The following is a 15147-nucleotide window of genomic DNA, read 5'->3' as shown; positions in this document are numbered from 1 at the left end:
CGCCACCGGGCATTGAAACGGGAAGGGGACTGGATGCCTGTTGCCGGGCGGCGCTGCACTTGCCCGGCCTACAGGAGCGCGCAGGGAGAATGTAGGCCCGGTAAGGCGCAGCCGCCACGGGGCGTTGAAACGGGAAGGGTGCTGGATGCCCATTGCCGGGCGGCGCTGCGCCTGCCCGGCCTACAGGAGTGCGCAGGGAGAATGTAGGCCCGGTAAGGCGCAGCCGCCACCGGGCATTGAAACGGGAAGGGGACTGGATGCCTGTTGCCGGGCGGCGCTGCACTTGCCCGGCCTACAGGAGTGCGCAGGGAGAATGTAGGCCCGGTAAGGCGTAGCCGCCACCGGGCATTGAAACGAGAAGGTTGCAGAATGCTCATTGCCGGGCGGCGCTACGCTTGCCCGGTAAGGCGGGTTACGTAGCGGGTGGAGACAGAATGTTGGCCGGGGTAACAGACGCTGCTGAACGGTTCCCTCTCCCTCCGGGAGAGGGTTAAGGTGAGGGAAACTGGCGTGACACTGTCACCGAACAACCCACTCCTGCAGGGCCTCGGACATCAGTTCGCCGAGCAGCGTGACCGCGGCGGAATGGGGTTCCTGACGCGGGGTTTGTTGCAGACTGACGGCCAGGTTGCCGGGGGATGGCAGTAATCCGCCGGCGGGGCGCAGATTGCCTGGCATGCCGATGCGGGTGCGTACCGTCAGCCCCAGGCCGGCCTGCACCGCCGCCCAGATGCCGCTCAGGCTGTGGCTGACGAACACCACCTGCCAGGGGATCCCTGCGGCATCGAGACAGGCAATAGCGCGGGAACGCATCAGGCACGGGCTGTCGAACATCACCAGCGGCAGCGGCTCGCCGGACGCCAGCCGCGCGCGAACGTCAAAGTCAGGATGCGCAAACCACGCCAGCGGGCAGCGGCCCAGCCCAAGGCCCTGATCTTCGGTTTGCCACAGCAGCGCCAGATCCAGCGTCTGCTCCGCCAGCGCCTGGCGCAGCGGGCCATTGCGATCCACCCTGGCGACGATCCGCACCTGCGGATGGTGGCGGGTAAACTGCCCAAGGATCCCCGGCATCAGCGATTCGCCAAAATCTTCCTGCATGCCAAGGTGAATTTCGCCAGTGAGCCGTTCGCCCTGCAGCGCGCGCAGGGTTTCATCATTGAGCGCCAGCAGCCGTCTGGCGTAGCTCATTAGCTTTTCGCCCTCCGCGGTCAGCGCCAGGTGCCGCCCCTGTTTAACCACCAGCGCGGCGCCGCACTGACTCTCCAGCTTTTTGAGCTGGGCGCTGACGGCGGAAGTGGAGCGCGCCAGACGCTGCGCCGCCAGGGCGAAGCTGCCGCACTCCATGCCGGTCACAAAGCTGCGCAGGGCGTCGAGATCGAGGCCGGGTAAGCGTTTCTCCATTATCATCCTTATTACCGGGACGTTGGATTCTGGCGATTGCCATTATCGGGATCCTACTGTGGCATCGCGGCGGGCAGGCGTCAACGGACCCTGCGGCGAGAAGCGTAGAAGTCGCGCAGGCAGGCATAAAAAAAGCCGATAAGGGAACTTATCGGCTTAGTACAGGCAGGGCTGGCCGCTGAGCGGGGCGACAGGCGCCGCCTCGCTCAGGCAGATTATTGCGCCAGCAGCTCCTGAGCGGTGCGCTCCACCAGGCTCAGCAGGACCTTCACATCATCCAGCGTCACCACCGGATTCAGCAGGGTCAGCTTCAGGCAGGTAACGCCGTTGTGCTCGGTCACGCCAACGTTGGCGCGGCCGGAAGCCAGCAGGGCGTCGCCGACGCGCTGGTTGAGCAGGGCGATAGCCGCCGCGTCGCTCTGCGCCATCTGCGCCGGACGAGAACGGAACAGCACGCTCGCCAGCTGCGGCTGCATCACCAGCTCCAGCGTCGGCTGCGACTTCACGTACTCCGCGACGTTTTTCGCCATGGTGACGCCGTGATCGATGATCGCCGCATACTGTTTCTGCCCCAGCGCTTCGAGGCCCATCCACAGCTTCAGGGCATCGAAGCGGCGGGTGGTCTGCAGCGATTTAGAGACCAGGTTCGGCACGCCGTGTTCTTCATCGAACTCGGAGTTCAGATAGGCCGCCTGATAACGCATCAGCTCGTAATGGCGGGCATCCTTCAGCAGGAAGGCACCGCAGCTTATGGTCTGGAAGAACTGCTTGTGGAAGTCCAGGGTAACGGAATCCACTAGCTCCAGACCGTCAAGATAGTCGCGATACTGCTCAGACAGCAGCAGCGCGCCGCCCCAGGCCGCGTCAACGTGCAGCCAGATCTGATGCTCCGCGGCGATACCGGCGATGTCGCGCAGCGGGTCGATAGCCCCCGCGTCGGTGGTCCCGGCGGTGGCGACGATCGCCATGATCTGTTCGCCGTTAGCCTGCGCCTGCGCAATCTTCGCCTTCAGGTCGGCCACGTCCATCCGCGCGAATTCGTCGGTTTTCACCAGCGTAACCGAGCGGTAGCCGAGGCCCATCAGCGCCATATTCTTCTGCACCGAGAAGTGGGCGTTTTCCGAGCACAGCACTTTGTACTGGCGGATATCCCCCGGCAGTCCATCCTGCTGGATGGAGTGTCCCTGACGGGCGAAGAAGGCGTCGCGCGCCAACATCAGGCCCATCAGGTTGCTCTGGGTGCCGCCGCTGGTGAAGACGCCGGCGTCGCCTGCCGGATAGCCGACCCGGGCGCGCAGCCACTCGATCAGCTTCATCTCAATGATGGTCGCCGACGGGCTCTGATCCCAGGAGTCCATGCTCTGGTTGGTGGCGTTGATCAGCACTTCCGCCGCCTGGCTAATCACCAGGCTCGGGCAGTGCAGGTGCGCCACGCACTGTGGGTGATGCACCGACAGGCTGTCTTTCAGGAAGTACTCGATCGCACGATCAATCGCCGCCTGGTTACCCAACCCCTGTTCGTTAAATTCAAGGGAGATACGCTCACGCAGTTCGTCAACGCTTTTCCCCTGATACATCTCAGGTTGCTTCAGCCACTGCACAACGGCCTGACTGGTCTGCTCGATAACCTGCTGATAGGCCTCAACGCTCTGCGCCGAACCAGCAAGAATCGGATTCAATGTGGACATGGTGGTCACTGACTCCACTCAGACCGGTTTCACACCGGCGGCCAGCAGGGCCTGTTCAAATTTGTCGAGGAACACATTCAGTTCCGCGTCGCTGATCAGCAGGGACGGCAGCAGGCGCAGCACGCAGCCGTGACGGCCACCGCGCTCCAGAATCAGGCCCGCTTCGAAGCATTTCTTCTGCAGCAGGGCAGAGAGTTCGCCGTCAGCCGGGTAGCAGCCCATGTGATCCTGCGCGTCGTTCGGCTTGACGATTTCGATACCGATCATCAGACCGAGACCGCGAACGTGGCCAATGACCGGGTAGCGCTTCTGCAGCTCCGCCAGTTTGCCTTTCAGCCACTCGCCCTGGGCGGCGACTTTGTCGGCAATGTTGTTGTCGCGCAGGTGACGCAGGGTGGTCAGGCCGGTAGCCATCGCCAGCTGGTTGCCGCGGAAGGTGCCGGTGTGGTGACCCGGTTCCCAGGCGTCGAACTGCTTTTTAATGCCCAGCACCGCCAGCGGCAGACCGCCGCCAACCGCTTTCGATATCACGATGATGTCCGGCTGAATACCGGCGTGTTCGAAGGCGAAGAATTTACCGGTACGGGCAAAGCCGGCCTGCACTTCATCGACGATCAGCAGAATGCCGTGCTCTTCGGTCACTTTGCGGATGCGCTGCAGCCACTCGACCGGCGCCGGGTTCACGCCGCCTTCGCCCTGAACGGCTTCGAGGATCACGGCCGCCGGTTTACGGACGCCGCTCTCCACGTCGTTGATCAGGTTTTCGAAGTAGTAGGTCAGGGCTTTGACGCCGGCTTCGCCGCCGATGCCCAGCGGGCAGCGGTACAGGTGCGGGTAAGGCATAAACTGCACTTCCGGCATCATGCCGTTGACCGCCGCTTTCGGCGACAGGTTACCGGTGACCGACAGCGCGCCGTGGGTCATCCCGTGATAGCCGCCGGAGAAGCTGATCACCGACGTACGGCCGGTGTATTTTTTCGCCAGCTTCAGCGCCGCTTCCACGGCGTCAGCGCCGGAAGGACCGGTGAACTGCAGGCAATACTCTTTCCCTTCGCCCGGCAGGCAAGAGAGCAGGTATTCGGAGAAACGATCTTTTAACGGAGTAGTCAGATCGAGAGTATGTAACGGCAAGCCGCTGGTAATGACACTTTGGATGCTCTGCAATACATCAGGGTGGTTGTGGCCCAGAGCGAGAGTACCGGCGCCGGCGAGGCAGTCCAGGTACTGTTTGTTATCCGCATCCGTCAGCCACACGCCTTCAGCTTTAGTGATAGCCAGCGGTAACTTTCGCGGGTAACTCCTGACATTCGATTCGAATTCGGCCTGACGGGCCAAAAAGGTTTCGTTGTTTGCGTCTAATAAATCGGCACGTAAAGTATCAATACGGACTTTATCCGTCATCATATCACTCCCACAACCAGCATTGCGGTTGAACGCTGGTTGAATAATTGGTGTAAGGAATTGAATTGGCATTCATAAAGCGCGCACAATATATGGCTTTTTAAATCCGCATTCAACGTTTTATTGATTGCGTTATTTTGACGCTATTCTTACCGGGGTAAAAATTAACGTAACCTGCTGAATTATAATAAAACAACCCAAGGTAACGATAACCCTTTAAAGTGTAATTATTAGTGAGAAAGTCTCTATATTTTTATTGCCGCTGCGTTAAAGCGCTGACGGAAAGCCTTCCGTCAGCGATAGCAAGAGTCAATGCAGCTCAACCGCATAATTTGTTAAAGGTGTAACTTTTTTCACCAACTTATTGTTATATAAAAACTGTTCGTAAGTGTCGTAGCGCGCTTTATCCAGCGCCGCCGGATCGGCGGCGAACAGGGGCACGGTTTGCAGCCACGCCTGATGGTTAAGCTCGGTCTTCAGCTCCGGATGCGCGGCGGCGAACGCCTCCCAGCTCTCCTGCGGATGCGCGCGCAGGTAGCTGACCCCGGCCTGCAGGGCGGTGAGGAATTTACGGATTTTCGCCTCATGAATCGCGTCGCGGTGGGCGACAATCACCAGCTCGTCATAGGCCGGTACGCCATAATCCTCAACGTTCATCACCACCGGGGCTTTGCCCTGCAGCTTCAGCTCCTGCGCTTCTATATTACGATAGCCGCCGATGACCGCATCCACCTGGCCCGCCAGCAGAGCGCTGGTCAGCTGAAAATTGACGTTGACCAGCTTGATACTGGCCGGATCGATCCCCGCATGCTGCGCCATGGTCGACAGGGTGGCCTGCTCAATGCCGCTGACCGAGTACCCCACCTTCTTGCCTTGCAGATCCGCCGGGGTTTTGATCTGCTTATCCAGGGCGATCACCGTGTTCAGCGGCGAGCCGATCAGGGTGCCCACGCGCACCAGCGGTAACCCTTCGTCAGCGAAGAAGTGCACCTGCGGCTGGTAGGTGATGGCCAGGTCCGCCTGACGGGCGGCCACCATGCGGGGCGGCAGCGCCGGATCCGACGGGGGAACAATCTTGACGTCCAGACCCTGGGCCTTAAAGGCGCCGATCTGCTCGGCCACCATAATCGGCGCATGGTCGGGGTTAATATACCAGTCCAGCACCAGGGTGAGCGGTTCATTGGCCAGCGCGTGACCGCTGAGCAGCGCCGTCAGGGTTGCTCCGGCGAAAAGCGACGTTTTCATCTGTTTTCCTTTATTACTTCATGATTATTCCGGCGACCAGTCGATCAGCCGGTGCAGCAGGGTGTCTACCGCCAGCCACAGGAAGAGGGTCAGCAGTACTAAAATAAACAGCGCGGCGAAGCAGATATCGGTTTGCAGCCGCGCGTTGGCATTGAGCATGACGTAGCCCAGCCCCTCGGCGGAGCCGACCCATTCGCCGATAATGGCGCCGATGGGGGCCACCGCCGCCGCCATGCGCAGGCCCGAGCCCAGCGCCGGCAGGGCGGCCATCAGGCGGACATGCCGCAGCTGAGCGCCGAAGGAGGCGTTCATGCTGCGCGCCAGATCGAGATACTCGTGGTTGACCCGTCGCAAGCCGTCAAAGAAGGCGGACGTGACGGGAAAGAAAATCACCAGCACCGCCATCGCCACTTTGGCGCTCATGCCAAACCCCAGCCACAGAACCAGCAGCGGGGCGAGGGCAAAGACCGGGATCGCCTGACTGGTGAGCACCAGCGGCATCAGCCAGCGCTGCAGGCGCGGGGAGAGGATCATGCCCAGCGCCAGCGTGACGCCGAGCGCCACCCCCAGCGCCAGGCCGCTGAGGATCTCGCTCAGGGTAATCAGCGTGTGCCAGCCGAGATAGGCGCGATTGACCCACAGCGCCTCGGCGACCGCCGCCGGGGAGGGTAAAAGAAAGTGCGGAATGCCGCTGCGGCTGGCCAGACCCCAGAGAAGCATCAGTCCGCAGAACACCATGCCGCCGCGCCAGAGACGTCCAGTCATGAGTGGGCCCTCATCAGCTGCTGCAGCAGCGCCGCCTGGGCGTTTAACAGCTCGGGCGCATCCGGCGCGCGCGGAGGCGCGCCGGTGAGGTGATGGCTGTCGTCGATCTCCCCGTCGGCGGCCGAGAGGACCAGCAGACGGTGGCTCAGCCGGCAGGCTTCCAGCGGATCGTGGGTGATCAGCACCACCGTGCGCCCCGCCAGCAGAGTGGCCGCGAGGGTCTGAATGCGCGTGCGGGTGAGGGTGTCCAGCGCCGAGAAGGGCTCATCCATCAGCACGATGGGCCGGTCCTCATACAGGGTGCGGGCCAGCGCGGCGCGCTGACGCATCCCGCCGGAGAGCGTCGCCGGCCGGGCGTCGGCGCTGGAGGCGAGCCCCACCTGTTCAAGCAGGGTGGCGACCCGGGCGTGATCCACTTTCTCACCGCGCAGCCGCGCGCCGAGGGCGACGTTCTCCCGAACGCTCAGCCAGGGGTAAAGCAGGTCTTTCTGCCCCATCCACGCCAGGCGGCCGGGTATCGGCTTTCCGTCGCTGGCGACCACTTCCCCGCGGGTGGCGGGGGCCAGGCCGGCCATGACCCGCAGCAGGCTGGTTTTACCGGCCCCGCTGGCGCCGAGCAGCGACACCCACTGGCCGCCGGGGACCGTCAGCGACAGGTTGTCGAACAGGCGGCGGTCGCCGAAATGGAGGCTCAGCTTGCGGACCTCGATACCTGGCGCCGTCACGCCCGGGACTCCGACGCGGCGTTAAGCCCCATCTGCCAGAACTGCGCCTCCAGGCGGGTGGCGGTGGTGAAGATGTCGCTCAGCCCGGCGAGGCGGGCCTCGCTTCCGCGCTGTTGCCACACGGTCTCCAGCAGCGCCAGCGCGGCGCTGACGCCCTGCAGATAGCCTTCATCGCCATAGTTACGGATCCACGAGGCGTAAGGATTATCCTCCAGGCGGGTGGCGGGGTGATGCAGCAGGCCCAGACCGATTTCGGCGTAACCCGCCACGCAGGGCATCAGGGCGACCAGCAGATCCAGCGCGTCGCCTGAATGACCGATATCCAGCACGTAGCGGGTATAATTGATGGTTTCTGGCGCTTCGGGCTGGGCGGCCATCTCCGGTTCGCTAATGCCCCACTGGGCGCAGTAGCCGACGTGCAGCGGCACTTCGTTAAGGATGGCGTTCATGGAGGCGGCCGCGGCGCGCATCTCCGGCAGCGTGCGCAGTTTACTCACCAGCAGCGCGTAGCTGCGGGCGAAATGGATCAGAAACAGATAATCCTGGGTCAGATAGCGACGGAACGCGCTTTTCGCCAGGGTGCCTTCGGCAAGCTGCTGAACGAAAGGGTGCGCCACATAGTGCTGCCAGTCAGCGGCGGCCAGCTGGCGTAAACGGCCATAAAGACCTTGGCTAAACGCGGGAACAATCACAGGACCTCCATTTATGCAGGGGAGATCCGGGCGTGCAGGGGTGTGAACAGGCAATGGCGGTAATGCTGGCAAAATTGCCGACCCGTCCCTTCGCTGGCATGACCCAGATCAGGTTCAAAGGGTTCGGCTTGCGCCATCTCAGCCCTCACGGGACACCCCTCGGTAGCGCTATGTTATACGACATTCACCTTATGAATACAATCATCGCGCCGACCGGCGGCGCGAAGGCGTTTTTCTGTGACGGCCAGCTCTTTTTTGTACAAAAATACCCGAAAAACAAGCCGCTGCGCGTTGGTGAGGGTTCTCCGGTTACGTTATATTTTCATTATTCCGTTGTAATAATCCTGTTCGCCACGCGTGTCGTGCGCGCCCCAACGCCCTGGAGTGAGCATGAAATTCCCGCTGTCCGCGCTGGCGCTTCTGTTCCTGTTGTGCCCGCCTGGCGATGCCGCCGATCTCTTCGATGCGGAAGATAGCATGCTCGACATGAGTCATTATCTGGCGGAAAACCGTTACGGTTTTCTGCCGGTGCCGCTGGCGATAACCGAGCCGGCGATCGGCTATGGCGGTGGACTGTTTGGCCTGTTTTTACACGGTAAAGGCAGCCGGGAGGGCGGGCAGTTTATTCCTCCGCCGCTCACCGCTTTCGGCGGGGCCGCCACGCAGAATGGCACCTGGTTTATTGGCGGCGGCCATCGTCACACCTGGCGGCATGATCGCATTCGTTACCTGGCGGGAGCCGGCTACGCTAACGTCAATCTGGATATCTATTCCGGCGACATCGGCGGCTTCAGCCATGCTAAACCGGTGCAGACGCAGACCAAAGGGGTCGCCGCGCTGCAAAAGCTGCTGTTTCGCGTGGGCGATACGCCGGTGTTCCTCGGGGCCTCCCAGGTGTATGCCCGGGCGGATGTCGCTTTCGATAATCCGCGGGTCAACCGGGTCTGGCAGCAGGTGCTCGGGCAAAACAGCACCTCTTCGGCGCTGGGGGTGGTGGCGGAATATGACACTACCGATAATATTTTCTATCCTCAGAGTGGGTTAGCGCTGAAGGGCGAATATCGGTTTTTCCGTTCGCTGCTCGGGGGCGATTATCACTACAACACGTTTTCGCTGGACGGGAAGGTGTTTATTCCGCTCAGCCAGACGCTGACCCTGGCGGTCGCGGGCAATTATCAGTCCTTAACCCACCATGATAAGCACCTGATGCCGATGGCGCGTCCTTACATCGCGCTGCGTGGGATTTCGCGCTACCGCTATCAGGGCGACTACGTGGCCACGGCGCAAACCCAGCTGGCCTGGGCCGTCACTCCGCGCTGGATCCTGCAGGGATTCGTTGGCGCCGGGAGCGCGGCGGACGCGGCGGAAACGCTATGGGAACAGTCAGAGGTGGCATGGGGGGCCGGTTTTCGTTACCTGATCGCGCGACAGTACGGATTGCGTACCGGGATTGACGTGGCGTTCAGCGAGCATGAGCAGGCGGTCTATTTCAATGTCGGTTCGGGTTTATAACTACACATGAGAACAAAAATGAGAGCATCCGGCGCGGTGTTAACGCTACTGTTAGCGGCCTGGGGCACGTCGGCTGCGGAGCCGGACGAGAGCGACAGCTATTTTCCGATCTGGGGCGATGAGGCTCGCGCCAGAGGATATTCCATTCCGTTACCCTACGGCGTCAACCTGAGCTATATGAATATCCGCCAGGATATCATGGTCGACAGTATTACCTTTTCCGGGCTTAAGCTCGGCAATCATCCCATTCCCAGCGATATGTTCGCCATCGATGCCGGACACACCCGCGAGAAAAGCAAAACCGAAAACCTGCGCCTGGATATGTGGGTCTTTCCGTTCCTCAACGTATACGGACTGGTGGGGCATACCCGCGGGTCGTCCGTCTCCCAGGTATCAGTGGATTCAGACCCGTCGCAGTTTCGCGGCCTGGATCGGGCCATCGCCGGCGCGGTTCACCAGCTTTATCAGAGCGGGAAGTTGCAGGATATTGATTTTAAACTTGATTTTAAAGGGACCACCTGGGGGGCCGGCTTTACGCTCGCCGGCGGCTACGGCAACTGGTTTGGGTTAGTGGATACTAACTATACCCGCACCGACTTCGATATCCTCGACGGCAGCATTTCGGCGGTCACCGTCTCGCCGCGCGTCGGCTACCGTTTCAGTTTTCAGGGGATCGACGGGCCGTCCCATCTCAGCCTGTGGGTCGGCAGCATGTATCAGGACGTGCAGCAGGAGTTTAAGGGCGATCTCGCCGACCTGCACATGCCGCCAGAGCTGCAGCCCCTTATTGCCGCGGTCAATAAAGACGGCGAGGGCAAATTCGACGTTAAGCAGAAGCTGACCTCGCCGTGGAATATGCTGATTGGCGCCCAGTATGAGGTCACCAAAAACTTTAACGTGCTGACTGAATTCGGTTTTAACGACCGCAACAGCTTCTTTGTCTCCGGTGAATACCGTTTTTAACTAAAACTGCAGGCGCCGTCTGCCGGTAAGATGCGCGCTCTTTTGTTGCTGTGGAGAGGCTGTTGATGCGTAAAGCCTTATGGCTGTTATTCGCGCTGGCGCTGCCGGCGCTGGCGCAGGACCCGGTGTTGCCCGCCGTGACGGCGATCCATCCTGCGCCCACCCTGGGCGAGCTGTCGCCGCCGGAATCGCTGCGGCCATGCTGCGCCTTTGGCTACGACCTGCACGTGCGGGCGGTGGGCATTCCGATCCCGGTGTATCAGATTGGTAACGTGCTGACCCTGGATACCCTGGGCAAGCACCATTACAACGACAGCGCGCTCGGCGCGGTGAAAAATCTGCTGGGGCTGAGCGAGGAGCAGAACGGGCTTATCTATACCCGTCGCGGCGGGTTTATCGATATTGCCCATGTGCGCGACACGGCGGATTACACCTTTTATCTGTTCAATCGCATTTCGCCGACGCTGGGCCAGGCGGGGCGCATATTCTACAGCGAAGAACTTGGCGTGCGCCGCGTTCAGCTCAATGCCTTTACGCCGCCGGCGGGGGTCAGGCAGCGCTATCAGCTGGCGGCCTGGCTCGCCGGGCATCTGGCCTTCGAAATCGCCCAGTGGCATGAGATCGCCCAGTGGTATGGCTTCCAGTCAGTGCCCGGGTTTTCAGAGGAGATCTCCGCGTTTTCGCCGGAGGATCTCTACTCCAACTTACTGGGCGCCAGACTGGCGATTAACGTCATCCTTAGCGGCCACGGCGGGTCAGTGGAAGCGTATAACCGGGCCATGGAGGCGGCGCTGAAAAAGGCGCTGACCCGGCTGATGGTGGCCACGCGAGGGGAGACGGAAGCGATGTTCCAGCGGATCGATGGCGACTGGTGGAACAGTCGCCGCCGGGTGCCGGATAAGTTTCTGGTGCTGAAGCGTAATTACGATCTACAGGAAAACCGGCTGCCGACGCCGGTCCCTTTCGAAACCATGCCGCCATATCGCCTGACCATGCCGGCGCAGGTGGGGGGATTCCGCTTGCGCGACCTCGGCGAGCTGCAGATCTATCCGGGGCACGATATGCAGGCGCTGCCGGTTCCTGAGCAATACTATGGCGCTGCCGCGTTTCAGGGGCTGGCCGATCGCGCCCGCGAGGCCGATAAAACCCAGCTGGCGCGCATTGAGAAGTAGCGAGAAAGGCTCAGGGCGAGGCCCTGAGCCGGCGAATTAGCGGAAGTTGACCCAACAGGCGCCGTTGTCGGCAGAGCGTACGCAGTTTTCCACCCAGCGGACGCCGAACGCCCCGGCGCGGGCGTCCGGATACCAGAAGTCCGCCAACAGCGCCTCGTCACGCCGGTCAGCGGCGTCCATGGCGATGGCGAAGCGGCGATAGAGATTCGACCAGGCGTCGAACAGCCCCTCCGGGTGGCCACCGCCGATGCGATCGTCCTGGCGCGCCAGCGGATCAAGATAGCCCATGCCGCGCTCCAGAACGCGCGCCGGTTCGCCCTGCACCTCGTAGCGCAGCTGGTTGGGCTGTTCATCCCACCATTCAAGACTGGCTTTTTCCCCCACGATGCGCACCTTTTGCCCGTGCATGGAGCCGCAGTTAACGGCGGAGCTCCACAGCGAGCCGACGGCGCCGTTGTCATACTCCATCAGCACATGCGCGTTATCTTCCAGCGGGGCGCGGCTTTTGACGAAGCTTTGTCTGGCGCACATCAGCCGGGCGATCTTCAACTGCGGGACCATGGTTTCGACCAGAAACAGCGGGTGAGTGGCAAGATCCCCCAGCACATAGCTGGGGCCGACGAAGCGGGGATCGACCCGCCAGCGGGTACTGGCGTTTTCCTGCTCCACCGGCTGGGCGTGGAAGCCATGAGCAAACTGCATGTTGACGATACGAATGTCGCCCAGCAGTCCGTCGGCGATCATCTGCCGGGCCTGTAGGATCATCTGATGGCCGGCATAGCCGTAGGTCACGCCGATGATCTTACGCTGCCGCTGGCTGAGGGCCACCAGTTCGTCCGCCTCTTCGCTGCTGAAGCACAGCGGCTTTTCACACACCACGTGCAGCCCGGCCTCCAGCGCCGCCCGACAGATGGCATAGTGAGTGTTATTCGGCGTGGCAATCGACACGGCCTGAATACCGTCCGGGCGGGCAGCCTCGCCGCGAAACAGACTCTGGTAATCGGCGTAACAGCGTGCGGGATCCACCCCCAGCTGTTGACCGAACTGGCGCCCGCGATCGGCATCAATATCAAAGGCGCCGGCCAGCAGCGCAAAGGTGTTATCGCGCAGGGCGGCAGAGCGGTGAATATAGCCGATTTGGCTGCTGCCGCCGCCGCCGACCATGCCCCAGCGCAGGGTGCGGTCGAGCGGTCTTAAACCGTTAATCATGGGGTTCTCCTGTCAGAATCCAACGCCGCGCAGATAGCGCAGGCTCTCCGTGACCGCCTGCAGGCTGCCGGCGGCATGGCGCGGATCACGCTCTTGTTCAATGGTTATCCAGCCCTGATAGCCGCGGCGGGCAAGAAAATCGTTAATGGCCGGGTAGTCAATGGCGCCGCTGCCAAGCGGGCACATCACCCCTTCGGCGCAGGCGGTGAAAAAGTCGATGCCTTCGGCGACGGCGCGCTGGTAAACCTGCGGATCCACATCCTTGAAGTGCAGGTAGTCGAGCCGCGCGTAATAGCGATCCAGCCAGGTGAGCGGATCCATTCCGGCGTAGTAGAGATGCCCGGTATCCAGACACAACCCTGCCACGTCGTGCGGGATAGCGTTGGCCAGCCGCTCGATTTCATCGGCAAATTCGATGCAGCCCCCGGCGTGGGGATGGATAACCGCCCGCACGCCGTACTCCCGCCAGGCGAGGGTGCTGAGGGCGGTAATGTGCGCCATCATCCGCTGCCAGTCTGCGTCATTGAGGCGCGGAGCCAGCGCGCTGCGTCCGGCAAAGCGCGCCCGCTCGGGGTTGCCGAAGTCGATAATCACCAGATAGGGCGGCTGGAAAGGGTGCCCCGGGATGGGGTCGGCGGCCGGAACCTGCGACAGATTGCGGCAGATTTGATGGGTCAGCGCCTCCAGAGTGGGATAATGGTCTTCGCTCACCAGATCGTCAAAGATCGTCCCGGCGACCAGCGACAGCTGATGCTGTTCCAGCGCCGCGCGCAGGCTGCTCGGGTCGGTGGGCAGGTAGCCCCACGGGCCGAGCTCGATGCTGCGATAGCCGGCCTGTGCCGCCTCCTTCAGCACGGTAGCCCAGGCGGGAAGGTCAGGGTTTTTCGGGTCATCCACGCCCCAGCTGCAGGGGGCGTTGGCGATAGGATAGGTCATGTCGGCTTCCTTTTATCACAGGGGATGCCGCTGAGTATTGAATGAAAATTTCATGCTCAACAATATTGGAATGATAATTTTATGATGGCCGTCATGATTTGTATTGAGGTTGTTTTTGATAGTTATTTATCAAAATGAGTCCAGGCGTGGTCCAGGCGTGAGGCCGCCCCGTCGGCGACGGGGCGGGCGTTTACATATTTTCTTTGGTGATGATATCGAAAGGCTGAGGGTGCGAAATCGCTTCGCTGGGCGGCCGCGAAACGGCTTCCGTCATGGCGCGCAGGGTGGCGGCGGCAAAGTCATCCAGCCGGTGGTTGAGAATGACATCGATGGTGCCATCGATCAGCGCCAGTTCACTGTCGCTTAGCGGGCCATGGCAGACCAGGGTGACGGCCTGCTGGCGGCCGCTGTCGCGCAGCGCCCCGACAATCCCTTCAATGCCGCCGCAGGGAGCATAGATCGCCTGCAGGGCCGGGTACTGGCTGAGCAGCTGTTCCGTTACGCTTCTGGCGACATCCGCCCGTTCATGGCTGCGAACCGGCTCAAGGATCTGCTGCCCTTTACCCTGCTCGCGCAGACAGGAGCGGAAGCTGATCTCACAGCTTTCCTGACAGGTAAAACGATTATCGCCAATGATAATGGCTATTTCGCCTTTGCCACGGCATAAGCGGTCGATAAACCAGGCGGCGGTGCGCCCGGCTTTTTGGTTATCAAGGCCGATATAGCCGCTGCGCTGGGGAACCGACAGATCCGAAAGCAGGGTGAATACGCGAACGCCGCGGGCGGCGGCCCGGCCCACCGCATGGCGAATCAGCGGGTGATCCAGCGCCACCAGGCCGAGCACCTCCACCTCATCGCTGAGCCGGTGAATGGCCTGGGCCATCGCTTCCACCGCATCAATGGCAAAATGCAGGATCGTCGGCGTCTCGCCCGCCGGCAGCCACGGCGCGGCCTCTCTTGCGAGCGCCCTCGCCAACGGCAGGTAGAAGGAGTGGGTCTCCTGCAGCAGAATAAAGCCCATCCTGACGGTAACCGGCGCTTTGCCGGCGGCCAGGCGATAGTGCGGCTGTTCGAGGGTAAACCCCAGCCGCCGGGCGGCCTCCAGCACGCGGTACGCGGTAGATTCTTTCACCGCCGCGCGCTTGTTGAGTACCCGGTCGACGGTGGCCACGCCGACGTTGGCTTCGCGCGCAATGTCGGTAAGCGTGATTTTGCTGGCGGATTTTTTCACTGTGATGACCATTGAAAATGAGCGTTATGATAGAAACTATCATGGTAACGCTGAGCAGAACAACGGCCATCTGCGTGCCACGGCACAAGCCTGCCCCCCTGCAGCGTAAAGTGTGACGGGTATACACAGTCTGTGATCAAAAGCGACTACCCGTTCTGGCATTGCTGCTATGCTATTGAAATAAAATTAATAATAAAGGCAGTGTCT

At 61.5% G+C, this 15147-nt stretch carries 13 protein-coding genes and 1 riboswitch; of the genes, 3 read left to right on the top strand and 10 right to left on the bottom strand.

From position 1 onward, the window contains the following. Positions 1-519: 519 nt before the first annotated feature. From QLG03_RS23285 to tenA, 7 genes are all read right to left on the bottom strand, one after another. Positions 520-1413 carry a LysR substrate-binding domain-containing protein gene (locus tag QLG03_RS23285; RefSeq protein ID WP_255988011.1) on the bottom strand — a complete coding sequence of 298 codons (894 nt, stop codon included), beginning with the start codon at positions 1411-1413 and terminating at the stop codon, positions 520-522. Between the two features lie 203 nt (positions 1414-1616). Further along, positions 1617-3098 (bottom strand): aspartate aminotransferase family protein, encoded by a 1482-nt coding sequence (locus tag QLG03_RS23280; protein ID WP_072413243.1) that lies wholly within the window; start codon positions 3096-3098, stop codon positions 1617-1619. A gap of 9 nt (positions 3099-3107) precedes the next feature. After that, entirely contained in the window at positions 3108-4493 is a 1386-nt protein-coding gene (locus QLG03_RS23275) for a diaminobutyrate--2-oxoglutarate transaminase (RefSeq protein ID WP_282473670.1), read from the bottom strand. Positions 4494-4799: 306 nt separating this feature from the next. Continuing rightward, positions 4800-5735 (bottom strand): ABC transporter substrate-binding protein, encoded by a 936-nt coding sequence (locus QLG03_RS23270; protein WP_032452954.1) that lies wholly within the window; start codon positions 5733-5735, stop codon positions 4800-4802. A gap of 24 nt (positions 5736-5759) precedes the next feature. Continuing rightward, on the bottom strand, positions 5760-6500 hold the full coding sequence (locus QLG03_RS23265; RefSeq protein WP_032452953.1) for an ABC transporter permease: 741 nt from the start codon (positions 6498-6500) through the stop codon (positions 5760-5762). Beyond that, a complete protein-coding gene (locus QLG03_RS23260; RefSeq protein ID WP_048335802.1) occupies positions 6497-7225 on the bottom strand; it encodes an ABC transporter ATP-binding protein in 729 nt (242 codons plus the stop codon). The genes QLG03_RS23265 and QLG03_RS23260 overlap by 4 nt, the downstream gene beginning before the upstream one ends. Beyond that, positions 7222-7917, bottom strand: coding sequence for a thiaminase II (tenA, locus tag QLG03_RS23255; RefSeq protein WP_048335800.1), 696 nt, complete (start codon positions 7915-7917; stop codon positions 7222-7224). The genes QLG03_RS23260 and tenA overlap by 4 nt, the downstream gene beginning before the upstream one ends. A 68-nt stretch (positions 7918-7985) precedes the next feature. Next, positions 7986-8087: riboswitch (TPP riboswitch) on the bottom strand. Between the two features lie 220 nt (positions 8088-8307). On the opposite strand from tenA, the gene QLG03_RS23250 reads away from it, so the two are divergent. The 3 genes from QLG03_RS23250 (at position 8308) to QLG03_RS23240 (ending at position 11564) form a co-directional block, all read left to right on the top strand. Continuing rightward, on the top strand, positions 8308-9429 hold the full coding sequence (locus tag QLG03_RS23250; protein ID WP_147733474.1) for a BamA/TamA family outer membrane protein: 1122 nt from the start codon (positions 8308-8310) through the stop codon (positions 9427-9429). 18 nt (positions 9430-9447) lie between these two features. Then, the gene (locus tag QLG03_RS23245; RefSeq protein WP_048335796.1) at positions 9448-10392 is read left to right on the top strand and encodes a lipoprotein; all 945 of its coding nucleotides are present in this window, start codon (positions 9448-9450) and stop codon (positions 10390-10392) included. Between the two features lie 65 nt (positions 10393-10457). Then, the gene (locus QLG03_RS23240) at positions 10458-11564 is read left to right on the top strand and encodes a DUF4056 domain-containing protein (RefSeq protein WP_023289781.1); all 1107 of its coding nucleotides are present in this window, start codon (positions 10458-10460) and stop codon (positions 11562-11564) included. Positions 11565-11600: 36 nt separating this feature from the next. Here QLG03_RS23240 and QLG03_RS23235 read toward each other — a convergent pair whose 3' ends face one another. From QLG03_RS23235 to QLG03_RS23225, 3 genes are all read right to left on the bottom strand, one after another. Next, positions 11601-12773, bottom strand: a complete 1173-nt coding sequence (locus QLG03_RS23235) for a Gfo/Idh/MocA family oxidoreductase (RefSeq protein ID WP_178944551.1) — start codon at positions 12771-12773, stop codon at positions 11601-11603. A 12-nt stretch (positions 12774-12785) separates the two neighbouring features. After that, complete coding sequence (locus QLG03_RS23230; RefSeq protein WP_255987617.1) at positions 12786-13709, bottom strand: TIM barrel protein; 924 nt, start codon at positions 13707-13709, stop codon at positions 12786-12788. A gap of 190 nt (positions 13710-13899) precedes the next feature. After that, a complete protein-coding gene (locus QLG03_RS23225; RefSeq protein ID WP_255987615.1) occupies positions 13900-14940 on the bottom strand; it encodes a LacI family DNA-binding transcriptional regulator in 1041 nt (346 codons plus the stop codon). Positions 14941-15147 lie beyond the last annotated feature (207 nt).

This window comes from Klebsiella sp. V115_8 (assembly GCF_029967715.1).
Lineage (GTDB): Bacteria > Pseudomonadota > Gammaproteobacteria > Enterobacterales > Enterobacteriaceae > Klebsiella > Klebsiella quasipneumoniae.
This window is presented reverse-complemented; position numbering and strand designations above follow the sequence as displayed.